Annotated in this window: 21 protein-coding genes; 10 read left to right on the forward strand and 11 right to left on the reverse strand. The window is 57.9% G+C overall.

Annotation, left to right across the window (positions count from 1 at the left end; genetic code table 11):
* The first annotated feature begins 71 nt into the window (after positions 1 to 71).
* Positions 72 to 1,373: an APC family permease gene (locus HUO12_RS11940; protein ID WP_176273807.1), complete on the forward strand. Its 1,302-nt coding sequence runs from the start codon at positions 72 to 74 to the stop codon at positions 1,371 to 1,373.
* Between the two features lie 4 nt (positions 1,374 to 1,377).
* Here HUO12_RS11940 and HUO12_RS11945 read toward each other — a convergent pair whose 3' ends face one another.
* Together HUO12_RS11945 and HUO12_RS11950 are read right to left on the reverse strand one after the other, a co-directional pair.
* A complete protein-coding gene (locus HUO12_RS11945) occupies positions 1,378 to 2,664 on the reverse strand; it encodes an acyl-CoA dehydrogenase family protein (protein WP_176273808.1) in 1,287 nt (428 codons plus the stop codon).
* A 3-nt stretch (positions 2,665 to 2,667) separates the two neighbouring features.
* Positions 2,668 to 4,005, reverse strand: a complete 1,338-nt coding sequence (locus HUO12_RS11950) for a phosphotransferase family protein (protein WP_176273809.1) — start codon at positions 4,003 to 4,005, stop codon at positions 2,668 to 2,670.
* Positions 4,006 to 4,092: 87 nt separating this feature from the next.
* On the opposite strand from HUO12_RS11950, the gene HUO12_RS11955 reads away from it, so the two are divergent.
* Entirely contained in the window at positions 4,093 to 5,436 is a 1,344-nt protein-coding gene (locus tag HUO12_RS11955) for an alpha/beta hydrolase family protein (RefSeq protein WP_176273810.1), read from the forward strand.
* Positions 5,437 to 5,594: 158 nt separating this feature from the next.
* Here the strand turns inward: HUO12_RS11955 and HUO12_RS11960 are convergent, their stop codons facing one another.
* Positions 5,595 to 7,022, reverse strand: coding sequence for an aldehyde dehydrogenase family protein (locus HUO12_RS11960; protein WP_176273811.1), 1,428 nt, complete (start codon positions 7,020 to 7,022; stop codon positions 5,595 to 5,597).
* Between the two features lie 246 nt (positions 7,023 to 7,268).
* Here HUO12_RS11960 and mtnP point away from each other — a divergent pair, with 246 nt between their 5' ends.
* Positions 7,269 to 8,141, forward strand: coding sequence for an S-methyl-5'-thioadenosine phosphorylase (mtnP, locus tag HUO12_RS11965; protein WP_176273812.1), 873 nt, complete (start codon positions 7,269 to 7,271; stop codon positions 8,139 to 8,141).
* Positions 8,142 to 8,151: 10 nt separating this feature from the next.
* On the opposite strand, the gene HUO12_RS11970 is transcribed toward mtnP, so the two are convergent.
* The 5 genes from HUO12_RS11970 to HUO12_RS11990 all read right to left on the reverse strand — a co-directional run bounded on the left by HUO12_RS11970 (position 8,152) and on the right by HUO12_RS11990 (position 13,103).
* Positions 8,152 to 8,787: an isochorismatase family protein gene (locus HUO12_RS11970; protein WP_176273813.1), complete on the reverse strand. Its 636-nt coding sequence runs from the start codon at positions 8,785 to 8,787 to the stop codon at positions 8,152 to 8,154.
* A gap of 28 nt (positions 8,788 to 8,815) precedes the next feature.
* Positions 8,816 to 11,347, reverse strand: a complete 2,532-nt coding sequence (locus HUO12_RS11975; protein WP_176273814.1) for a TonB-dependent receptor — start codon at positions 11,345 to 11,347, stop codon at positions 8,816 to 8,818.
* Positions 11,348 to 11,509: 162 nt separating this feature from the next.
* Positions 11,510 to 11,920, reverse strand: coding sequence for a nuclear transport factor 2 family protein (locus HUO12_RS11980; RefSeq protein WP_176273815.1), 411 nt, complete (start codon positions 11,918 to 11,920; stop codon positions 11,510 to 11,512).
* The gene (locus HUO12_RS11985) at positions 11,920 to 12,351 is read right to left on the reverse strand and encodes a nuclear transport factor 2 family protein (protein WP_176273816.1); all 432 of its coding nucleotides are present in this window, start codon (positions 12,349 to 12,351) and stop codon (positions 11,920 to 11,922) included. The genes HUO12_RS11980 and HUO12_RS11985 overlap by 1 nt, the downstream gene beginning before the upstream one ends.
* Entirely contained in the window at positions 12,348 to 13,103 is a 756-nt protein-coding gene (locus HUO12_RS11990; RefSeq protein ID WP_176273817.1) for an aspartate/glutamate racemase family protein, read from the reverse strand. The genes HUO12_RS11985 and HUO12_RS11990 overlap by 4 nt, the downstream gene beginning before the upstream one ends.
* A gap of 196 nt (positions 13,104 to 13,299) precedes the next feature.
* Here HUO12_RS11990 and HUO12_RS11995 point away from each other — a divergent pair, with 196 nt between their 5' ends.
* Positions 13,300 to 13,947 (forward strand): GntR family transcriptional regulator, encoded by a 648-nt coding sequence (locus tag HUO12_RS11995; protein ID WP_176273818.1) that lies wholly within the window; start codon positions 13,300 to 13,302, stop codon positions 13,945 to 13,947.
* A 24-nt stretch (positions 13,948 to 13,971) separates the two neighbouring features.
* On the opposite strand, the gene HUO12_RS12000 is transcribed toward HUO12_RS11995, so the two are convergent.
* Positions 13,972 to 15,153 (reverse strand): CaiB/BaiF CoA transferase family protein, encoded by a 1,182-nt coding sequence (locus tag HUO12_RS12000; protein WP_176273819.1) that lies wholly within the window; start codon positions 15,151 to 15,153, stop codon positions 13,972 to 13,974.
* Positions 15,154 to 15,375: 222 nt separating this feature from the next.
* On the opposite strand from HUO12_RS12000, the gene HUO12_RS12005 reads away from it, so the two are divergent.
* The 3 genes from HUO12_RS12005 to HUO12_RS12015 all read left to right on the forward strand — a co-directional run bounded on the left by HUO12_RS12005 (position 15,376) and on the right by HUO12_RS12015 (position 20,327).
* Entirely contained in the window at positions 15,376 to 16,296 is a 921-nt protein-coding gene (locus tag HUO12_RS12005; RefSeq protein WP_176273820.1) for a hydroxymethylglutaryl-CoA lyase, read from the forward strand.
* A 64-nt stretch (positions 16,297 to 16,360) separates the two neighbouring features.
* On the forward strand, positions 16,361 to 18,421 hold the full coding sequence (locus HUO12_RS12010; RefSeq protein ID WP_176273821.1) for a hydantoinase/oxoprolinase family protein: 2,061 nt from the start codon (positions 16,361 to 16,363) through the stop codon (positions 18,419 to 18,421).
* 4 nt (positions 18,422 to 18,425) lie between these two features.
* The gene (locus tag HUO12_RS12015; protein ID WP_176273822.1) at positions 18,426 to 20,327 is read left to right on the forward strand and encodes a hydantoinase B/oxoprolinase family protein; all 1,902 of its coding nucleotides are present in this window, start codon (positions 18,426 to 18,428) and stop codon (positions 20,325 to 20,327) included.
* Between the two features lie 3 nt (positions 20,328 to 20,330).
* Here HUO12_RS12015 and HUO12_RS12020 read toward each other — a convergent pair whose 3' ends face one another.
* Positions 20,331 to 21,107 (reverse strand): hypothetical protein, encoded by a 777-nt coding sequence (locus HUO12_RS12020; protein WP_176273823.1) that lies wholly within the window; start codon positions 21,105 to 21,107, stop codon positions 20,331 to 20,333.
* A gap of 76 nt (positions 21,108 to 21,183) precedes the next feature.
* Between HUO12_RS12020 and HUO12_RS12025 the strand changes: the two genes are divergently transcribed.
* The 3 genes from HUO12_RS12025 to HUO12_RS12035 are packed head-to-tail and all read left to right on the forward strand — an operon-like array spanning position 21,184 to position 22,928.
* A complete protein-coding gene (locus HUO12_RS12025; protein ID WP_176273824.1) occupies positions 21,184 to 21,822 on the forward strand; it encodes a hypothetical protein in 639 nt (212 codons plus the stop codon).
* Between the two features lie 3 nt (positions 21,823 to 21,825).
* Positions 21,826 to 22,338 carry a YybH family protein gene (locus HUO12_RS12030; RefSeq protein WP_176273825.1) on the forward strand — a complete coding sequence of 171 codons (513 nt, stop codon included), beginning with the start codon at positions 21,826 to 21,828 and terminating at the stop codon, positions 22,336 to 22,338.
* Positions 22,335 to 22,928, forward strand: coding sequence for a carboxymuconolactone decarboxylase family protein (locus HUO12_RS12035; RefSeq protein ID WP_176273826.1), 594 nt, complete (start codon positions 22,335 to 22,337; stop codon positions 22,926 to 22,928). Before HUO12_RS12030 ends, HUO12_RS12035 begins: the two co-directional genes overlap by 4 nt.
* On the opposite strand, the gene HUO12_RS12040 is transcribed toward HUO12_RS12035, so the two are convergent.
* Positions 22,925 to 23,233: a YciI family protein gene (locus HUO12_RS12040; RefSeq protein WP_176273827.1), complete on the reverse strand. Its 309-nt coding sequence runs from the start codon at positions 23,231 to 23,233 to the stop codon at positions 22,925 to 22,927. The genes HUO12_RS12035 and HUO12_RS12040 overlap by 4 nt on opposite strands.
* Positions 23,234 to 23,237 lie beyond the last annotated feature (4 nt).

The following is a 23,237-nucleotide window of genomic DNA, read 5'->3' on the forward strand; positions in this document are numbered from 1 at the left end:
TCTTGTCTGACTACATTGACTTGATCGCCGATTAGTCCACCTTCGCTTGTAGGCGTAAAAGGGGCAAGGGGTTGGACGAGACTGGCAAGCCGCCGCGCGTGATCGGATTGACTGGCGCAATTCTGATCAACTTGAATGGAGCGGTTGGCGCCGGAATCTTCGCATTGCCGGCCTTGCTCTATGCAGGGGCGGGAAGCTTCGCTCCGTATTCCATACTGATATTCGCGCTATTCTACGCTTGCCTCATCGCGATTCCGGCCAAGCTCTCCACACTCTTTGATCAATCTGGAGGACCACAACTCTACGCTCAGCATGCCTTCGGCAATTGGACCGGATTCCAGCTGGGCTGGTTCCACATGTGTGCCAATATGAGTTCCAGAGCCGCCAATCTGCACGTTCTGGCCGCATATCTCGCTGCTATCTTTCCATTCTTTGGAGGTCCGGTTGCCAAGCCTGTCCTGCTGGTCACGCTGGTCTTGTTTTACTTGGCTATTGCACTGGTTGGAATGAAGCAGTCCATCGGAGCACTCTGGATCGGTTCAGTTCTCAAGCTTTCACCAATCCTGATCCTTTGCGCCGTTGGGCTAACGATGAACGGTATTCCGACAAGCGTTTCCTTGCCAGAATTCTCAGAGTTTGAGGCGGTCGCACTGTTGATCGCCTATGCCTTTTCAGGAGCCGGTACGGCGGCGATCACAGCAGGCGAAACGAAAGAGCCGCAACGGATCATCTTTCGCTCGATCTTCACAGGTCTGGCGGTGGTCGCCGTGTTCTATGCGCTTGTTATGCTGAGCTATATCGCGATCCAACCAGACACAGCAGAAGTCGACAGCCCACTGGCAGCGGCAGGTGCAGCTGTCTTTGGAGAGCTGGGAATTCTCATTATCAGCGTCACGGCTATCTTCTCGGTAGGGACCAATCTGCTCAACGGTTTCCTTATCTATCCGCGCATCTTCTACGGCATGGGATGCAGAGGATTGCTGCCCCGCCCCTTCGCCTATGTCTCAAGACGCTTTGAAACGCCTTGGGTCGCAATCCTTGTGTATTGCGGGATTGTTGCCGGGCTCGCGCTCTCTGGCACATTCGTATTTCTGGCGATGCTGACAGTGGCCGTTGAGCAGATCATCCTGCTCGTCATTACCGCGGCTCTGGTTTTGATATGGCGGCGCAATGATGGCGGCATTGCTGATCGGATGGGATGGCGCTGGGCATTTATCATTCCGGTTGGGGTAATCATGATGCTCTGGCTCACCGCTCAAGCTAGTCTGGAATCGCTCCTTTCGACCTTTGGTCTTTTGGCCATCGGAATGGTGCTTTACTTGCTCTCCAGCAAATCCGCTCACGAAGGCGAAGACATCCGGATCGTGAGCTGAGAGCTTAGCCAAACTTCTCTTTCCTCGGGCCGAGATAGCCGAACAGATAGGCTGCAACCTTGCGCATCTGGATCTCTTCTGCGCCTTCGGTGATACGATAGCGGCGGTGGTGGCGGTAGATATGCTCGAACGGCTTTTCGCGCGAATAGCCAATCCCGCCATGCACTTGCATTGCGCGGTCAGCGGCTTCACACACCAGCCGGTTCGCCCAGTAATTGCACATGGAAACCTTGTCGGAGAGCTGCTTTTCAACCTCCGCATGTTCCATGTGGTCCATCTGCCAGGCCGTTTTGTAGATCAGCAGGCGCAGCATCTCGCATTGGGTCGCGAGCTCGACCAGCGGGAACTGGATTGCCTGATTGCGGGCGAGTTCCTGTCCGAAGGGTTTGCGCTCCCGCGCGTAACGCACGCTTTGCTCAACGCAGAAGGTGGCCGCGCCCAGGGATGAGGCAGCCTGCCGGATGCGGTTTTGGTGTACGAAGCTTTGCGCCAAAGCGAGGCCGCGACCCTCGCGGCCAAGGATAGCGCTATCCGGCACCCACACATTCTTCACGAAGAATCGCGCATGATCGGTCGGCATGTTGAAGGTCCAAACATACTCGTCGATTTCCAGCCCCGGTGACGGGTTCGGGACGAGGAAGCATGTGATCCCTTTTGCATCGCCGTCCACGCCATCGGTGCGCGCGAACAAAGCGACATGGGTCGCGACATGCATGCCGGTGATCCACATCTTGGAGCCGTTGATCAGCCAGCCATCCTGACCATCGCGAGCCTCTCGCACCGCACGCGTTTCCATATGCGTCGCGTCTGAGCCGTGCTCAGGTTCAGTCAGGCCAAAGGCGACACGGCGTTCTCGATTGAACCCGCCAAGAATGAATTCCTGCTTCTGTTCTTCCGTGCCCCATTGATCGAACATCGCGACAAAGGGGAAATTGCCGACGATGGAATGCTCGTTCTGCAGATCGTTGTGGAGACCCAGACCCTTCTGCGCGAAGTGATCGCGGATCACCGCCATCCAGAGGTTGGAGCCGTCCTTGCCGCCATATCGTTTGGGCGCGGAGAACCGCCAATGGCCTGCTGCATCTGCGCGGCGCGTGGCTTCCTTCAGCAATTCCTCCCACTCGTGACTGGGCAAGCCATCGCGGTGCCAATCGGTACGCGAATCCTCGCGGCGATGGTCAAAGAAACGGATATTGTCGTTTGCGTTCTCGAGCGGTTTGATCTCTGTCTCGATGAAGGCATCGAGCTCGTCGAGATAGGCGGCGAGGTCGGCGGGTATGGCGAAGTCCATCTCTTACTCTCCAAGCCAATTTTGTTGAGCGACTTCAAGTGCGGGGTAACGCGGAATGTCTACTTCCAGCTTCTCAAGCGCCCGTGTCCGAAGCTCTGACAGCAAACCTCCCGTTGCCAGCGTTACTTCACCATTGATGATCCGATCGCTCAACGCGAGGTCCTCATGTCGGGGCATGAAAGCATAGTCGCGCGCAATTATCCCGAGCGCATTTCGCGCCACCGCAATCTGAAAAAGGTCGTGTCCTTGCATCCTGTCCTTCACTGTAGCTAGCCATTCCGAGATTGCGGTCGCCATCTCGCCAGCATTAGCCTCACCATGCGCAATGAACGGTCGAGGGACTTCTACCGATCGCACTTTCTCCTCCTCCGGCGCATCCTCTTCCAGAAGCATAAGCAGGTCCAGCTCTTGCTCGCTGGTGCGGCGCGAGATAACCACGCGCTCCAGCATGCGGTCCTGACCTTCGCGCCACACCTGCGCTTGCTTCAAGCATCCCAGCGCCCACCACACCGTGCGATAGATGGTCCAGAAGCGAAAGCGAGCCGGGTCCACTGTGCGTCCGCTTTCAGCTTCGTAGGCCGCGAAATAGTCCTCCAATGAGCCCGATCCCAATGCAGGCCGATCGTACCGCGCAAAGCGCCACACCGCCATGCAGCCGAAAGCCAGATCCTCGTGAAAATCGCTGAAATGCGCGAGCTCCCAATCGAGCACGCCGGTAAGCCGCGAGTCTTCGGCCAGCAGATTGCCCAGGCGATAGTCGCCGTGATTGAGGACGGTATCTCCTGGCTCAAGGCAATTGTCTTCCAGCCATTTGATGCCGAGCGCGATGATCGGACGGTCGCCGCCTGCCGCTTCGAATTGCGCGCGAAAATCGGCGATGCCTTCGCGAATATCGAGCGTCGGAATTTGTGCGGGCAACCCATCCGGCGAAAGCGCATGGATCTTCGCCAAGTCTCGCGCTGCTTCGCGAAGCAATTGCTCCGGATTGTCCATTGCAAGGATTTGCTTCGGGTCAGGCGTGCCGGGCAAAGCGCGCATGATGAAGCCGCTGCCAATCCCGTCCTCAGGCTCGAGCACTGTGATGACTTCAGGCGCGCTTACCTCAGCCGCATGCGCGGCCCGTATAATCGCTGCCTCGACATCGTGACCGAACGGACGCTCTGCCATCATGCCCGCTGAAGGCGCGCGGCGCAGGACGAAGTCTTCACCATTGGCTGAGAACCGCCAGCTTTCCATCGTCGCGCCGCCGGTAAGGCGTGTGAGCCCCGAAGGCGCGCTCAGCCCCGCGCGGCCAACCGCGCGCGTCAAACCCGGCGTCAATTCATCCGCGCTCACGCTCATCTCTTCCCCTTTTGCCTCTTTGCCTGCAATGAGTGCACGTCTGCTGCGTATGCGGCAACCCATCAATCCTTGCGAGACACCGCTGCCATGAAGAAAAGATACATCGCTCTTACCGTAGTCGCCTTGCTCGGCGTTGGTGCTGCGACTGCGGCCTATGTCGCGGCGCCGACTGTGCACGAAGGCGCATCGGGCGAAGCGCCTGAACTGGGCCGTTCAGGCGAATATGCCGTGGGAACAGAGCTGCGCGAGTTTACTTTCGAAGACCGCATCACCTTCAGCAAGCTCGGCATGGCAACGGGCGGCGTCGAGCGAGCAGACCGCACGCTTGCGGTGCGGCTTTGGTATCCAGCCGACGCGAGTGCGGACTCAGAAAATGTAACGTACGAGCACACTATGTCTCCGCCAGCGATGGAGCCATACTCTCTGAGCTTTGAAGGACGTGCGGTCGAAGGCGCATCGGCCTCGGGTGGCGAAAAAGCCTATCCGCTCGTCATCATGAGCCACGGCTTCAACGGTTGGCATACGCAGTTCAGCAATCTTGGCGAGCATATTGCGTCGCATGGCTATGTCGTCGCGTCGATCGAACATGCCGACATGCCGCTCGAAGGGGTGAGCGATTTTCTCTATTCTTTCAGCAAGGTACTGGTGGATCGTTCGCTCGATCAGCGTGACGTGCTGGAGGCCTTGCTTGGCGAAGCGAGTGCAGGTGAAGACGGCGCGATACAGCTCATCGATCCGGAAAGCGTCGCTCTTCTTGGCTATTCCATGGGTGGCTATGGCGCGCTTGCGACGGCTGGCGCGGATTACAATTATGAGAGCGACACTTTCGGTACAGTGCCAGGCGAAGCGTTGGACGTATTGCGCGAAGCTTCAGCTCAGCCTGCCGATGTGGATGCGGTCATTGCTTTTGCGCCGTGGGGCGGTCAGCCAGACAACCGCGTCTGGAGCGCCGACACGCTGGCGCAGCTTTCCGTCCCAGCACTGATTGTGTCAGGCAGCGAAGACGATGTTTCCAATCATGCCGATGGCGTGCGCTGGATATTCGAGCAGCTCGTTGGAACTTCGCGCCATCTCCTCACCTTCCGCGAAGCGCGCCACAACATTGTCGGCAATGCCTTCACCATCGAAGAGGATGCGCCGTTCCGCGTCGCCGAGTTCCTGATGGAGCCCGTCTGGCGGCAGGACCGCATCAATTCGATCAACCAGCACTTTGTGACTGCCTTTCTCGACCTCCATCTGAAGGGCGATGAAACCCGCGCGAGCTATCTCGCAGTGCCTGTCAGCAATGCGAATGACAGCCGATGGGAAACGCAGTTTGGTGAGCAATTGAACGGCAAGCTCGCAGGCGATGGCGAGCCCGACCATTGGCGCGGTTTTCAGAAGCGCTGGGCTGTCGGGTTGGACTTTGAGACACTAGAGAGCGCCCAATAGTTACCAAGCCACCCGCTCCCTCCGCCCTTCCACCCGGATTGTGTCCCGGTAGGCTCCGGGTGGAAGGGCGGAGGGAGCGGGTGGCGCGGCGTTCAACAAACATAAAAAACCGCCCGGATTTGCACCCGAGCGGTTTTTTCTGAAACTGCGATTTCGCGTTAAGCGAGCACGCTGTCTTTCTTGACCGTGATGACCTGCGGATAGGTAAATTCCTTGAGGCCATCCAGGCCATATTCCGCGCCAAAGCCTGACTGCTTGTGCCCGCCAAACGGTGCGAAGGGCGACAGGTGCATATATTCGTTGATCCAGACCGTGCCTGTCTCAAGTTGCTCTGCAATCTCGACGCCCTTGTCCGTGTCGCTTGTCCAGACAGCGCCTGCGAGACCATATTCGGAATCGTTGGCACGCTGGATCACCTCATCCTCGGTTGAGAATTTGAGCAGCGGCATGACGGGTCCGAACTGTTCTTCGGCAACAATCCGCGCGTCTTCTGGCGGGTTGTCCATGATCGTGACCGGCACGTAATAGCCCGTGCCTGACGGATCGGCATCGCCGCCCAGCAGGAACTTGTAGCCATTGTCCTTCGCGTCTTCGATCAGCTCAAGCACGCGGTCATACTGCTTCTTGTTCTGGATCGGACCAATCGCTGTGCCTTGCTGCGAGCCGTCGCCGACTTTCACATTCTTTGCATATTCCACGATCGCTTCTGACAGCTCGTCATAAATGTCTTCGTGAATGTAGACACGCTTGGCAGCGACGCAGACCTGGCCTGCATTGGCAAAGCTTGACCAGAACAGTTGCTCCGCAACTTTCTTCGGATCGGCATCGGGCAGGACGATGGAAGCATCATTGCCGCCCAACTCCAGCGTGATGCGTTTAAGGTCGCCTGCGGCACCTTCCATGATTTTCTTGCCGGTCGCGGTGGAGCCGGTGAACGTGATCTTGTCGATATCCGGATGACCGGTGATGAGCGGCCCGAGGCTGTCTTCGCCGGTAATGATGTTGACCGTGCCAGCCGGAACCTTGTCTGCGATCAGCTCTGCGATGCGCAGCGTCGTCAGCGGCGTGAAAGGCGACGGCTTCAAGACAATCGTGCAGCCGCTCATCAGCGCTGGCACGATCTTCTGGATCGCCATCATGACCGGGAAGTTCCACGGCACGATGCCGCCGACAACGCCCACCGGCACACGGCGCGTGCGGCTGTTGCGCTGCTCGCTGTCCTCGTTGATGACGTCTTCGAGCTTCAGCGTGGATTGCGCCTTGGCCATGCCCGCTGCACCGAAAATCTCGCCTTGAGCTTGCTCATGCGGCTTGCCCTGTTCGCTCGTCAGCAAGCGGAACAGTTCATCAGCGTTGTCCTTGATGGCTGCCGAGATCGCCATGCATACGGCTTGGCGTTCTTCGTGCGAGGTTTTCTTCCAGCTCTTGAACGCTTCGCGTGCGGCCGCAACAGCACGATCCAGATCATCGCCAGTGCATGCTGGAACCTGGCCGATGACTTCCTCTGTTGCAGGATTGACGACATCCAGCCACTCGCCGGTCGTGACCATCTCGCCATTAATCAGGTTCTTATATTGGGTAGCCATGGGAGCCTCTCTCTCGTGTCGATTCGCTTGAATTGCGGATTGCTGACAAGATGGAGATTGCGCGCCGCCTTGGCAAATGCATTTCGCCCAGAAACCTTTCTTGAGCAGAGAAACTCATTTCCGCAAGGCAAAGTGCAAGGTTAGGCAAAAACTAACCAAATCTTTGCCAAGTGCAGGCAAATCGCTTTAAACGCGACGAAAGCTCTGATCAGAGCTGCCACTCAACTCTCTTTAGGGGCGCAATGCATGACCAGCCCGTGGACAATCGGGATTATCGGCGGATCGGGCCTCTACGCGCTGGAGGGGCTCGAAGACGAGCAATGGATCGCTATCGACACGCCTTGGGGCAAGCCTTCCGACGAGATATTGTGCGGCCGCGTGGGCGATGTGCGGGTCCGTTTCCTGCCGCGTCATGGGCGCGGACATCCCATCCCCCCTACGGAAGTCAATGCACGTGCGAATATCGACGCGCTCAAGCGGGCAGGGTGCACAGACATCATTGCCATTTCAGCAGTCGGCTCGTTGCGCGAGGAAATCGAGCCGGGCCGCTTTGCCGTCGTCGAGCAATTCATTGATCGCACCAAAGAGCGCGTGGACAGCTTTTACGGCAAAGGTTTTGTCGCGCATGTCTCCATGGCCGATCCTGTTTGCGAGCGCCTCTCGAAGAAACTGACGGATGCGATTGCTGCTGCCAAAGGGAAAATGGCGACCGGTGCGACTTACCTTGCCATGGAAGGTCCGCAATTCTCAACGCGTGCGGAAAGCCGGATGTATCGCCAATGGGGCGCGGATGTAATTGGAATGACCGCTCTGCCCGAAGCGCGGCTCGCACGCGAAGCGGAGCTGCCTTACGCGCTTGTCGGCATGGTGACTGACTATGATTGCTGGCGCGAAGGCGATGCTGTCGACGTCACCCAGGTCGTCGAGCAGATGCAGTCCAATTCAAAACTCGCGCGCGATGTGGTGACGAACTTCCTGAAGAAGCTGCCCAAGAAACGCGCAGCCTCTCCGATTGATACAGCGCTGGATGATGCGATCATCACTGCGCCGGATCAGCATGATCCGAAACTGCTAGCCAAGCTTGATGCTGTCGCCGGGCGCTTGCTGAAAGCGGAGTAGGCCGCAGAGCTTACGCTAGCGAGGCCAGATGCTCGTGGATCTCAGCCACGGGGACAACATCGCCGTACTTCGCGTTCATGTCGAACAGATTGGCCTCGTGCACCGCTTCGTGACGGTCACCGACAGCTTCTTTCGCCACAATCGGAATAAATCCATGCTGGCATGCATCCACGCAGGTCGCGCGCACGCAGCCGCTGGTTGAAAGCCCGGTGATGATCAGGCTGTCATTGCCATTGGCCGTGAGCGTTGAGGCGAGCGACGTGCCGAAAAACGCGCTCGCATATTGCTTGGAGATCACCAGCTCATCCTCGCGCGGGGCCAGCCCTTTGGGCCAAGCGCCCATCGGATGGCCTGCGACGAAATTTCGCAATGGCGCGACCTTTTGCGCAAAGCGCCCGCCATCCTTCATCGATGGATGGAAGCTTACATTGGTGTAGATGATGAGAATGCCCGCTTTGCGCGCGGCTTCGACCATTTCAATGCCGGCGGCAAGGGCGTCCTCGACGCCGGCATAGAGTTCGCAATCCTTGTCGAAATAGGCTTCGACAAAGTCGATCAGAATGAGGGCCGGCTTCTTCCCGAAGCCGACTCTCCCTTCGAAGACGCCGCTATAGTTTTGTGTTGCGTCTGCGCCTTCTTCACTCACCCGAAGAGCTCCTTTGTGCAGCTCGGCTTTAGAACTTGAAGCCCGCTTCTACACCGAAGCGCTGACGCGCACCGGGCGAAATGAACGAACCACCAAACTCGATAGCCGGGATCACTTCGTTGAGATATTTCTCATTGAAGAGGTTCTCGGCAAAAGCGGTCAGCGACCAGGTCTCTGTCTCGACACCGATACGCAGGTTCATAACACCAAAAGTATCGCGCTGTGTGAGAGCATAATTGGCATCCCCCAGCTCAGGCGGTGCCATCAGAGCAGAGCCCGGCAGCAAGCCGCTGAACAGCGTTGGCGTCGTGTTTTCCTGGAAGGTGTGGAACCAGGTCGGGCCCGTGATGCGATAGTCTGCGCGAGTCACGAAATCGAGCGTGTCCGTGATCGGCAGATCAAGCTGCGTGCCCAAGTTGATCGTGTAGTCCGCGGTGTATGGCGACTCGTTGCCGACGGTTACCGGACGCGAAGCGTTTTCCTTGATCTCGCTCTCCGTCACGTTGACCGCGCCAAAGATGTCCCAGCCCGGCAGGATTTCTGCGGTCAGGTTAAGCTCTGCACCGTAGACTTCAACTTCGTCGATGTTCGAGACCACGCGCAGCAGGCCAAAGGCGCCCACGAAGAACTCGAAGAACTGCATGTCGTCGATAGTCGTATGATAACCAGCGAGGTCAAAAGTTACGCGGCCATCGAGCAATTCGCCTTTGAAGCCAGCTTCAAATGCGCTCGACTTCTCTTTGCGGAATTGGTCTTCGATCAGGATATCCGTGCCGATGAAATCGTTGAAGGCCGACTGGACAATCGCGGCAGAGCCCTGATTGTTGAAGCCGCCGGACTTAAAGCCGATGCCCCAGTTGGCGTAGAAGTTGATGTCGTCGCTCAGCTGGTAGCGCAGCGAGATCTTCGGCTGCAGCTGCTTGAAGGTCTCTGACTGCGACGGGATCGCCTGGATCACGCCCATATCGACGACTTGGCCCGGGTTAATCGGTCCGCCTGTGAACGGATCGAAGGCCGCCGGGACGAGACTGTCAACGGAACGGTCTTCAATGTCGTAGCGTGCAGCAAGGCCAATCTCGAAGCGGTCGCTGACTTCAAAGTCGAGCGAGCCGAACACTGCGTAGACATCCGTCGAGAAGTCATCATTGTAGAGCTGTGTGGTCGGGTTGGTAGAACCTGCCGGATTGAACAGCTCCTCTGTAATGCCGAAGCCAAGGTCAGCACCCAGGCTCACACCGACCTGACGGTCGATATGCAGGTAGTATGCGCCAACCTGCCAGTCGACATAGCCATCACCGTTTGATGCAAGACGGATTTCCGTGCTGAAATCGCTCTGCTCGCGGATCTGGTACTGCGTTCCGTCACAGGTCGTTGGGCTGTAAGGTCCGAAAGTCGAACCATTCACCGGATCAAAGATGAAGGGTACCGGTGTTGCACCGATGAAAGCCGGCGGATTGAGCGGGAAGCCCGTCAAGTCAGCCGTCGTTGCGAAGCAGGAATTCGACGCGTCGATTGAGTCCTGTGTCGCGCCCGGGAATGTGAAGCGCGCGAAATCTGCCGAAGTGCCGTCTGCTGTCAGAGCCTGCTGAACATCGCTGTAAAGCGCCCATGCAGTCAGGGTGACTGCATCAAATTCATGCTCGATCTTGGCAGAGGCTTCGAAAGTCTGCTGCTCGTTGGTCGGGCGGATATTGGAATAATATCCGAACTCCGCATCATTCACGTCCTTGAAGAAGTCGCCGCCGAAATTCTCCAGCGCGAATGCCGCGTTGAAGTTGATCGAAGCGCCGGAGAGCTCTGCATAGCGAGCCTTCACATCGATCTCTGTTGCAGGACCTAAGTCTGCTACAAAGCGGCCGTCGATCGACCAAACTTCCTGATCGTCAATCGTCTTGGAATCGAGGAAGTCGTTGCGGAAGAAGCCGTCGGTCGTGAAGTAGCTGCCTGACAGTACCAGTCCGGCCCCTTCACCCACCGGAGTGGAGATGTAAGCGCTGGCAGAATAAGTGTTGTCTTCAGCTGCACTGACGCGTGCGCCGCCTTCAAAGAAACCCGATGGCTTCAACGTCTGGATGACAATCGCACCGGCCGCAGCGTTACGGCCATAGAGCGCGCCTTGCGGACCTTTGAGGATTTCGATCTGGCGCAGCGTACCCTGATCCTGGTTCAGCTGAGCCGTGTTGGTCTTGAGGATACCGTCGACAACCAGCGCGACAGAGCTTTCCGCATCGCGTGCACCGTTGATGCCGCGGATGTTGATCTGCGTATCGCCTGCCTCGGCAGTGCCGGTCACGATGGTCACACCCGGTGTGAGCTGGACGAATTCGTCAGCGCGCTCAATCCCGGTCTTCTCAAGCGTTTCCGCCGTGAAAACGGTGATCGCGGTTGGCACTTCAGCCAGCGTTTCAGACTGGCGGCGCGCGGTAACGATAATCGCATTACCTTCAGGTGCGTCTTCTGCGCTTTCCTGAGCGCCGGTGTCCTGCGCAAAGGCGGGGGTGGCTGACAAAAGCGCAGCAAAAGCAGCGCCAGAGGCAAACTTAATCTTCAAATGCTTCATCGTGAGTTCCCTCATGGTGTGCGGTCTGCGCCGCTTAGAATTGTTACGTCCCTGGCTGCTTCAACGCTGGAAACGGTGTTGTGTGCCGCCGGGCCTTCGCAATTGCCGGCATGCTGTGGCCAAAACGCTTCACACATTCCGGCCAGCGAGCATGAAAGCCAATCAAGTCAGAACGTTAGCGCCGCTCATATAAACATAAACCTCCTGGAACTTCGGACCGTCCGGACCGGGACGAAGCCGCCAGAAATTGGTGTTGTAGAGCAGTGTCTGGTTTCCATCCGCATCATGCAGCTCGGCCACAAAGCTCGCTGAAATGCGGCCATTGGCTTCATCGACTGTGCATGTGAAGTCACGGTGGATGATCGTTTCGTATGCCGAAAAGAAGTCTGTGAACATGCGTTTGATTTCGGACTTGCCGACATGACGCTCAAACGCTGTCTGGATGCAGAACAGTGCTTCATCGTGGAAGCAATCGAGTGTCGCCTCCATGTTCTTCGCATCGACATTGGCGAAGTATTTCATCGTCGCAAAGTCGATCAGCTCGTCACGGCTCAATGTGGGTTCGTACTGCATCAGGCGTCTCCTTCCTTCAGCAAGTTGTCGCCGCTCATATAGACGTAGACGCGGTGGAACAGGCGGTCTTTCAGATAGAACCGGTTGCAATTCTCATAGCGCAGCTGCTCGCCGCCATTAGGCGTGATCAGCACTGTGAACTGGCTGTTGATGGTGTTCGTCTGTGGGTCGGCCGTGTGGACGAAATTGCCGTGCCAGATCTGCTCGAAATCCTCGAACAGCTTCACAAACATCGCTTTGATCGCATCGCGCCCTTCATGGATCGTGTCGCTAGTCGCTTCATGCAGGACCGCATCGGGCGTGAAGCAGTTAAGCACCTTGTCCAAGTTCTTGTTATCGACGCCGTCGAAATACCGCTTGGTTACGATATCGACGTAGAAAGGGTAGGGCAGCGGTGTCTGGCCCGCGCCTCCTTCACTCCATTCACTCATGAATACCATCCTTTGAGAATGCCTTGAGGGTTGGGGACTTCAGGCGCGGGAAACGCCTTCTTCGAATGCGTGATGCCAAGCTCGATTTGCGTCTCCAGCATCTTGTAAGCGACTTGGCCCGGGTTCAGCACCGGGATGGGCAGTTCGCTATCGAGATAGGCAGCGCTCTGGTGCATGGTGGTTGAGCCGAGCACGATCACGTCCGCGCCGTCCTCTTCCATCGCCTTGGTCGCTTCGGCTTTCAGTTTACCGAACACGACTTCTTCCTTACCTTCGAGCAGCTCGGTGACGTCAGGCCGCGTATTGATCGAGCGCAGGGACGCGCAGCGTTTCCACCAGCCATATTCAGTGAGCGTCTTTTCATAGAGCGGGAACCATTCAGGCCACATCGTCAGCACGGTGAACTTCTTGCCGAGCATCATGGCCATTGCGAATGCGGCTTCGCCGGGGCCGACCACGGGAATGCTGAGCGCTGAGCGCAAAGGCCGCATGCCGCTATCGCTGACCGTATCGATCAGCACACCGGCATAGCCTTCTTGTTCAGCCGTGATGCCGGCCTGGAACACAGTCCAGTCCATCAGCAATGTGTCATGGTAGCTGTCACCAAGGGCCGCGCCCCACTTTACCGCTTCGAACTCGGGTTTGAAACCGGGCCTGACGAATTCGTCGGGAAGCTGCTCGGCGCGATTGGCAACACCAGCTTCGTCCATCGGAATGGGCACGATGACTTTGATCCGGGCGGGATCACTCATATCCACAATCTCCCTTGACGCGCTCACTTATTGTATACAATTTCATTGCGTCAAGCGAAAAACTGTCTTGGCTTGGTCTAGTTCCGGTCTGCGATCATTTAGCCGGCATCTCGCGAGGTTTCATGGGTATCTACGGGTCATCTAGGGGTCATCTAGGGGGTATCTCCAAGGGTCTCCAGTGCGATTTGGAGGGCTCATGAGCCGCGCTTCGGACACTGCCTACGATGCGATTCGCACGCATGTTTTGAGCGGTGCGACAGCACCCGGCGAGCAGCTCACGGAAGAACGGCTGGCAGAGATTGCAGGGGTCAGCCGGACGCCTGTTCGGGAGGCTGTGCGGCGGTTGGAAGCAGAGCTGCTGCTGGTGCGCAGCGAATCCAAGCGCATCTTTGTCGCCGACTGGAGCCGCGATGACATCGACGAGATGTTCACCCTCCGCGAGATGCTCGAAGGCCACGCAGCAGAGCGCGCGGCATTACGCATAACGCCGGATCAACTGACTGAGATGGAAGCGGTCAATTCCGAGCTGCATGCAGCAGTGGCCGGTGACGTGCCGGACGTCGAGACGTTCCTTGATGCGAACCGCAAATTTCATGAGATCATCACAGCAGCCAGCCACTCCCCGCGCCTCGCTCAAGTGCTAGCCTTGCTGGTTGAAGCGCCAGTCGTCTTGCGCACTGCGCGCAGTTATTCAGTCGAGGATTTGCGCCAGTCAGCACGCGATCATGACGAGCTGATCGCGGCCTTCCGCGCGCAGGATGCAAGCTGGGCGCGCGCTGTCATGGCGAGCCATTTGCGGCGCGCGTTTCACACTTTCGCTGATGCAACGGAAGCGGCCGAATAGTTGCCGCTGCTGGTGCGTTTCGCCTTAGATAATGCCGCGATCCTCAAGGTCCTGGCGGGTCTTGGAATCCATGCCCAAGAGCTCGCCATAGACCTCTTCATTGTGCTGGCCGAGCTCAGGACCAACCCAATCAACATGGCCCGGAGTCTCTGACAATTTCGGCGCAACGTTCTGCATTTTGAAGTTCTCATGCTTCGGATGTGGACGTTCGATAATCGCTTCACGCGCAGCAAAATGCGGGTCGGCCAGCATCTCCGGCGCGCGGTAGATATTGCCCGCGGGAACCCCATGTTCTTCACACAGATCAAGGACTTGCTGACTGGTGTGCTGCTTCGTCCATTCGCCGATCAGCTCGTCAAGTTCGGTCTGGTTCTGTCCGCGCGCAACGTGGCTATTGTAGCGCGGGTCATCGCCAAGCTCTGCCATGCCCATCATTGCGGACATGCGCTTCCACACGCTGTCCTGATTGCCTGCAACCATCACGCTCCCGTCGCTGGTCGGGTAGACATTGGACGGTGCGACTTTGGGCAGGATCGAGCCCGTCCGCTCACGAATGTGATCAGCCACGGTGTACTCAGGTATGAGCGATTCCATCATCGCGAGGACCGCTTCGTAAATGGCTGAATCTACTACCTGGCCTTTGCCTGTCTTATGGCGATAATTGAGCGCCATCATCGCACCAAGGCAAGCGTAAGTGGCAGCGAGCGAATCGCCGATCGAAATGCCTGCACGACTTGGTGGACGGTCGGGCTCACCTGCGATGTAACGCATGCCCCCCATGGCTTCGCCGATGCCGCCATAGCCGGCGCGCGGTGAGTATGGTCCGGTCTGGCCATAGCCCGATACGCGGATCATGATCAGCGCTTCATTGATGGCGTGAAGCTCGTCCCAACCAAGGTTCCAGCGCTCCAATGTGCCGGGGCGAAAATTCTCCAGCAGGAAGTCTGCTTCGGCGGCAAGCTTACGGACGATGTCCTGTCCCTCTTTCTCGCGTAGATTGAGCGTGATCGACTTCTTGTTGCGCCCGACAACGGAGAACCATAGCGGAATGCCCTGGCCCCAATTGCGCATCGCATCGCCTACTTTGGGCGGCTCGATCTTGATGACTTCCGCGCCGTGGTCGCCCATCAGCTGACCGCAGAAAGGGCCCGCAATAAGCTGACCCATTTCAATCAGGCGAAGCCCTTCAAGTGCGCCTTGTCCCATGCGAAAATCCTTTCCGTGCCGCGCTCGATTCGCTGCCTGTGTCCGGCGTGCAGGTGAGCTGAGATAACCCGTAGATGACCGTCAGATCTCGCGAGATGCGCTATACTCGACGCAAGACCCATCGGCCCAAAACCGAGACGCGCCTATAGAGACACAATTTGCATTTGTATACAATTTGCGTATTGAACCGCTCAGCGAACAACCAAGCAAGGCGATTCCCCCATGACAGCTGCCGGGCCTAACTCCGCTATCGAGCTGGTCGAAGTCGGTCCACGCGATGGCCTGCAGAACGAGCCGGACATCATCACGACCGAAGATAAGCTCGCGCTTATCAACCGGATGATCGATTACGGCGCGCGGCGGTTAGAAGTTGCAAGCTTCGTCCATCCTAAGCGAGTCCCGCAAATGGCCGACGCAGAAGACGTCATTGCTGGCCTGCCTGACCGCGAGGACGTGACGTATATCGGACTGACGCTCAACAAGCGCGGCGTGATGCGCGGCCTTGCCACGCGCGAAGGCGGGAAGCGTGGCATTGACCAGGCGGGCTGTGTGATCGTTGCGAGCGATACTTTCGGGCAGAAAAACCAGGGCCAGACCATCGCGGAGGGTATTGAAGAGAACCGTCAGATGATCCGCTTCGCCAAGGCGGAAGGCATGCGAGTGCAAGTGATGATCTCCGCCGCCTTTGGCTGTCCGTTCGAAGGCGAAGTGAAGCCTGAGACTGTCATGCAAATCGCCGAAGAAATGGCAGCGGAAGATCCGGAAGAGATCGCGCTCGCTGATACGATTGGCGTTGGCGTTCCTTCGCAAGTCACAGATCTGTTCGGGCGCTTGGGCGATTTACTCGGAGGGCGGATACCGATGCGCTGCCATTTCCACGACACGCGCGGCACCGGTATCGCCAATTCGTGGGCGGCCTATCAGGCGGGCGTGAGCGTGTTTGATGCAAGCCTTGGCGGGCTTGGCGGCTGTCCCTTTGCACCCAATGCGACAGGAAATATCGCGACGGAGGACCTAATCTACATGATGGAGCGTTCAGGCATTGAAACAGGCATCGATCTCGACGCTGCCATCACGACCAATCACTGGTTCGGCGACAAGTTGAACCGCAAACTGCCTTCGCTGGTCGCACGCGCGGCCTGAACCAAATCAAGATCTTGCGGCTGCTCCCACAGACCGCCGGCAATATGAGGAACCGGGAGACACTATGACCTACAGGCTTGGCGTTGATGTCGGTGGTACTTTCACTGACCTGCTGCTGTTCGATGAGGAAACCGGCAATTTCTGGCGACACAAGACGCCGTCGACCCCTCACGACAGCTCCGAAGGCATTCTGAACGGCGTGCAGGCGATCACCAGCGAAGCGGGTGTCGCAGCGAAAGACATTGCGTATTTCCTCCACGGAACGACGGTCGCGACCAATGCTGTCCTGGAAGGCAAGGGTTCACGCGTCGGTCTGATCGTGACCGAAGGCTACCGCGATGTCATGCAGATCGCGCGCAGCTTCGTTCCCGGCGGTCTTGCTGCATGGATTGTTTGGCCCAAGCCTCAGCCATTGGCAGCGCTTGAAGACACTGTTGAAGTACCAGGCCGGATGGATGCGGATGGAAAGGAAGTGCGTCCGCTTGATGAAGATGCGATCCGCGCGGCTCTTGAGAAACTCCAAGGCCAAGGCATCGAAGCGCTGACCGTCAGCCTGATGAATGCCTACGTCAATGGCGCGCATGAAAAGCGGATCGGAGTGATCGCAGCCGAAGTGCTGGGCGACAGCACTCCTGTCTCGTTGAGCCACGAAGTGCTGCCGGAAATGCAGGAGTATGAGCGCACGCTTTCAACGGTTGCGAACGCAGCGGTTCGTCCGGTCGTTGGCAAATATGTTTCGAATCTGCGCAACCGGCTGGAGGACGAAGGACTGGAAGGCAAGCTCTCGCTGCTGCGCTCCGATGGCGGCCTGATGAGCAGCCAGAAGGCGGAAGAGCATCCGGTAAACATCCTGATGTCCGGTCCTGCGGGCGGTGTGACCGGTGCACTCTGGGTCGGCAAAAATGCCGGGATCAAGAATATCCTCACTTTGGACGTTGGCGGGACTTCGACTGACGTTGCGCTGATCGAAGGGCTGGAGCCGCGTCGTCAGCGCACGACGGAAGTCGGCCACCTGTCGGTTCGTGCATCGGCCTTAGATGTGAAGACTGTGGGCGCTGGTGGCGGCTCGATCGCGCACGTGCCTGAACTGACCAAGGCGCTGCGCGTCGGTCCAGAAAGCGCGGGCGCGGTTCCGGGTCCGGTGGCTTACAACAAAGGCGGTGAGCTTCCGACTGTGACCGACGCGAATGTAGTGCTCGGCTATCTGCCGGAAGACCTGCTTGGCGGAACATTCAAGCTCGACCGCGAAGGCGCAAAGAAAGCCGTACAGACAATCGCAGACGCGCTTGGCATTGATCTCATGCAGGCCGCCCGCGGCATCATCGATATCGTGAATGAGAACATGTTTGGCGCGCTGCGGATGATCTCAGTTCAGCAAGGCTATGACCCGCGCGATTTTGCGGTGATGGGCTTTGGCGGAGCAGGGCCACTCCATGTGAATGCGGTGGCGAAGCTGATGAACAGCTGGCCAGCGGTCAGCCCTGTGTCACCCGGCGTGCTCTGTGCGCTTGGCGATGCGACAACGCGGATGCGGACCGAGACTGCACGCAGTTTTTCAAAGCTTGCCAGGGATACAAGCGTTGCGGATTTGAAAGCCGTGCTTGATGAAATGGCTGAGCAGACCCGCAGCGAATTGCTCAATGACGGCATTCCGGAAGGCGACATTACCAGCGAGTTTGAAGTCGATATTCGCTATGCCGGTCAAGCCTTTGAAGTACCGCTGACGATCAGTCAGGACATTCTCGATCAAGACGGGATCGAAGGTATCTTGGCACGATTCGATGACGAGCATCGCCGCCTCTTCACTTTCAACATGGACACCCCGCACGAGATCGTGAACTTGCGCGCCGTTGCTTTGGGTCAAGCGCCTGCGCTTCCTGCCGCAGAGCTTGCAAAGGGCAATGGTGATCCATCGGCTGCCAAGATCCGCGATCACACGCTGTGGATGGACGGCAAGGAGCAGGCTGCTGTGATCTATGATCGCTCTAAGCTCTTGCAGGGTGACATCATCCCAGGCCCGGCAATCATCACGGAAATGGACTCGACCACTCTTGTGGAGAGCGGTTGCACCGCGACTGTCGACCATGTCGGCAACATCCTTATCAACCCGAACGAGGAGGGCTGATCCGATGCCAGCACAAATCATCGAAACCAATGACAAGCCCTTCGACAAGATCGACATTGATCCGGTCACGCTCGACATTATCGAGAACGCGCTGCGTAATGCTCGGATTGAAATGGATGCGACGCTGGTGCGGACAGCCATGTCGCCCGGCATTCGCGAACAAGGCGATGCTTTCCCTCTGATCGCGGACCCAAAGGGCAAGATGATCGTCGGCCAGTTCGGCAGTTTCATCGACGGCTTCCTCAAAGGTTTTGACGGAACCATCGAAGATGGCGACATGATCTTCCTGTCAGACCCCTATTCCTGCGACGGCGCAGTGAGCCACTCGAACGACTGGCTGGTGTTGCTGCCGGTATTCAAAGATGGCCGCTTGATCGCCTACACAGCAATGTTCGGTCACCAGTCCGACATTGGCGGCTCAGTGCCTGGTTCCATGCCCATCGGTGCAAGTTCGATTTTCGAAGAGGGCGTGCGCATTCCGCCGGTCAAGATCTGGAAGAAGGGTGAATACAATGACGATCTGATGAAGCTCGTCATGCACCAGACCCGCAAGCCAGACTGGTGCCAGGCCGACTTGAACGCGCTGATCGCAAGCTGCCGTGTCGCCTCCAAGCGCGTCCTCGAGATGGCGGACCGGTTTGGCGACGATGTCTACGTTTCCGCAACGCAAGAGCTGCTTGCGCGCAACTATCGCGCGATGGAAGCGCTTATCAGCCAGGCAATTCCGGAAACGCCGGTCAGCTTCGAAGACTACCTGTGCGATGACGGTAAGGGCTTTGGCCCCTACAAAATGAAGTGCACGATGTGGCGCGAAGGCGGGAAGGTCATTCTCGATTTTGACGGCACTGACCCGCAGTCAGCCGCGTCGATCAACTTCCTGCTCAATGAGAACATGTTCAAGATGTTCTTCGGCATCTACATGATCATGGTCTTCGACCCGCAGATCCTGTTCAATGACGGCTTCTACGATCTCATCGAGGTCCGCATTCCTGAAGGTTCGCTGCTCAAGCCAAAATTCCCGGCAGCCCTGTCGGGTCGTACGCACGCGCTGGGTCGTATCTTCGACATCCTGGGCGGCTTGCTCGGTCAGGGTACACCTGAGTTCCTCAATGCAGCAGGCTTCAGCTCAAGCCCGCACCTGTTCTATTCAGGGTGGGACAACCGCGAGGTCAGCAAGGGCGAATGGTTCCAGCTGTTCCAGATCGGCTTTGGCGGCATTCCGGGTCGTCCCTTGGGTGACGGTCCGGACGGTCACTCGCTGTGGCCGGGCTTTACCAATGTGCCGAACGAGTTTCTGGAACGCTACTTCCCCATGCGGATCGAGCGTTACTCAACCGAGCCGGACAGCGGCGGGGCAGGGCTGCACCGCGGCGGTAATGGTATCCGGATGAGCTATCGCTTCCTCGCGGACGGCAATATCGCGATCCATGATGACCGCTGGTTCGTGCCCCCTTGGGGCGTGAATGGCGGGCATCCGGGCAAGCGCGCGAAGAAGATTCTCGAGAAGGTTGACGGGACGACGCAGATCGTCGGCAACAAGATCGAGGATGTGCCGGTTTCCGCGGGCGACGTGCTGCACTTCATCACTTGGGGCGGCGGCGGCTGGGGTGACCCGCTGGAGCGCGATCCTGAGCTTGTGGGCTTGGAAATCCGCCAGGGCCTCGTGACGCCAGAAGGTGCGAAGGATTACGGCGTAGTGGCCGATGCTGATGGCAGGATTGACGCCGATGCGACCGCTAAACTGCGTGATGAAATGAAGGCATCGCGCGGTGAGCTACCTCTGTTTGACTATGGTCCGGGTATCGAAACCTTGCGCGCCAATTGCGAGGACGAGACCGGACTTCCAGCGCCTATCCAGCCGAAATGGGCGGATCAGGACGTCGAATATGCAGAGGCCGCTGAGTAGGATTTACTCGGCTCGATCAGCTTCAAGCATTTCAGCGGGCGGGGCGAAGATCTCAGGATCAATCGCCTCGCCCACTTTCGTTTCAGACCAGAACACCGTGTTGGCTTTGATGCCATCGTAGAGCAGCGTGACCGAGCGCGCCTGCACCCAGCCATTCTCGAGCTTCACATATTCATCGTACAAACGCTCGTGCCAGCCCCGCGGACTGTCAAACGCCATGTAGCGGATGAAGCCGCTTTCCACGTCGAACCCGAACAACGTTTCGGCACCTTGCGGGTCGGTGATCCTGACCATGGCTGTTTCATGTCCGAGAATGTCACGCTGCGGTGCGAGTGACAGCGTAAAGCCGTCATCCAAAGCTGAGCGGATAATCCCGAACCCGAAATTGTTGGCCCAGTATTCGTCGGCCTGAGCCTTGGGCATGATGCCGCGCTCTGTCCACGTCGTCTCGCCATCATAGCCGATCGCGAAGATCGTGCGCTCACCGGATTTCGCGATAATTCGCACTTTGCCGTCTGCACCATGCGCTTCAGTCCGGCCGCGCTCGAAGGCTCGCGCCATCGTATAATCGTCGGCAATTGCGCGGACCTGCCCTGTCTGGCCATCGAAGAAAGTTGCCGTGCCCGATAGCTGCAACGTGCCCGGATCTAGGAATAGCGCGCCGCCGTGGACCGCGATGCCGCGTTCGACGACATCACGTGCGCTGGTCGGCTCTTCGGCTTGCGCGAGACCGGCCATGCCCAGCATGATCGCCGCGAGTGATCCCAACCATTTGCACATTGCTCGCTCTCCACCGCATCCGGCAATTTGTCCGGACAGCTTTTCAACCACCTCCGCGTGGTTTAGGCAAGCACGCATGAAAAACTGTATCGCTCTAGCTAGCCTCACAGCGTTTGTACTTGCTGTACCTGCGCAAGCTGAAACGCGGCTCGAACCGGGAATCTGGACCAACACGGAGGACGTCTATTTCGCTGAGGAAGAGGGCCGCGAGAGAGCAGAATGGCGCGCTTATGAGATTTCGAACGACAGGCAGTGGCGGCTGATCGATGAATTTGGCAAGCCGGTTGACGGGATTGACGGCCAATGGACTGTCGGTGCGATCCCAAGTCTGACAGAGCGTGAAGAGGGCGGCTGGCAGATCGGCGCAAGCGAGCTTCGCAAAGCCAACCCTTTTTCATGCTGGGTATCAGTGCGCAAATATGCTGCGAAAGAGGATGGCTCGCCTGATTGGACCTTCGCGCGCGACCTGCAGATCTTCGATCAAGGCGGGCGCATTCTGGTTAAAGGCAATGGCGATGCGCCCGACGTAACATTCCGGATGCGCAATGTGACCTGGGCCAAGGGCAGCCGCAACAAACCTTCGCTCGTACTTTATGTGCACAAGGATGATCCGGTGCTCGCAGAAAGTTATAGCTGGGCGTCGCCGGATACGGATATGGTGGGCATAAATCTGCGCTGGGTTCAGGGCAGTTGCAGCCGTGTACAAGGAAACTGAATTATGAAAAGAGCGCTCGCAATCCTCCCGCTGTCCGTCCTGCTCATGGCCTGCCCACCGTCCGAAAAGATGGTGCAGCAATGGGCGGAGATGCAGCAGGAACAAGAGCTGCAACTCGCTGCAGAAGGCGAACGCTGGCTCACCCATTATCAGGCGGGCGATTGGGAAGCGCTACGGGCGCTCTACACTGACGATGCAGTGTTGATGACTCAGGGCCAAGAAAAGATCGTCGGGGCGGACAACATCATCACCTTTCTGCGTCGCCTGCCTGATTCGGGCGCGCTGGTGCAATTCCAGTTCGAGAATGAAGAGGTCGATGCAGGTGGCCGCTACACCTATGTCAATGGCTTCGTCACCGCCAAATACATGATGACGATCACTTTCCCTGGACAAGAGCCAGTGCAGGTCGCCGGGCGATCCTTCCTCGTCTACAAATGGGTTGATGGTCAGTGGAAGCTGTGGCGCGATATTGATAATCTTGCGCCAGATGTGACTCCAGCAGACTTCGCGCAATGACACGCATCCCGCCGCTTGCGCCTGCTGAAGCTTTCGGCGGCGACGAGAATGCGGAATTTGCTCGTGAATTGATGGGATATGTGCCCAATTCCGTGCTGACCATGGCGCATTGGCCGGAGCTTTTAACGGCCTTTCGAGGGCTCGTTGCAGTGATCTATGGCGAGAGCAAGCTCGACAACGGCTTCAAGCGGCTGATTGGTCACGCGGCGAGCCTTGCAGCTGGTTGTCGCTATTGTCAGGCCCACACCGCGCATGGAGCTGAGGGATTAGGGGTCAGTGAAGCGAAGCTGTCCGCGCTGTATGATTTCGAAGGGTCAGAGGAGTTCACTGAGGCCGAGCGCGCAGCGCTTGCGCTCGCTTTTGCGGCAGGCGCCACGCCCAATGCAGCAGAAGACGCGCATTTCGCCCGGCTTTCAGAGCATTATTCCCACGCTGAGCAAGTCGAGATCATGGCGGTGATCTCGATGTTTGGATTTCTCAACCGCTGGAATGATACGCTTGCGACCTCGCTTGAAGCCGAACCGCTAAAGCACGCTGAGACGATGCTGACCGGACACGGCTGGGAGGCCGGTCGTCACTTAAGAGACTAGCCCTGCTTCCAGGTCGCGCCGCCAACCCAGTCACCAGCGACGGCTATGAATTCTTCGCTGCGAATGGATTGCCATACGCCGGCAGAGAAGTAGGGATCTGCTTCGAACTTGGCGCGTGCTTCGTCCTGATTGTCGGCCTTGATGACAAGGAATGAGCCGACGGTTTCATCGCCGCGTTTCAAAGGGCCTGCCACCGCATAGTCGTCTATATGGGCTTCGACATGCGCCAGATGCGCGTGCAAGTCCCGCTCACGCAGTCTCGCGCCATGCTCGCCGTCGCGGCAATAGAAAGCGTACAGCGCCATTATC

Origin of the sequence: Altererythrobacter lutimaris (genome assembly GCF_013371495.1) — a bacterium.
Taxonomy (GTDB): domain Bacteria; phylum Pseudomonadota; class Alphaproteobacteria; order Sphingomonadales; family Sphingomonadaceae; genus Erythrobacter; species Erythrobacter lutimaris_A.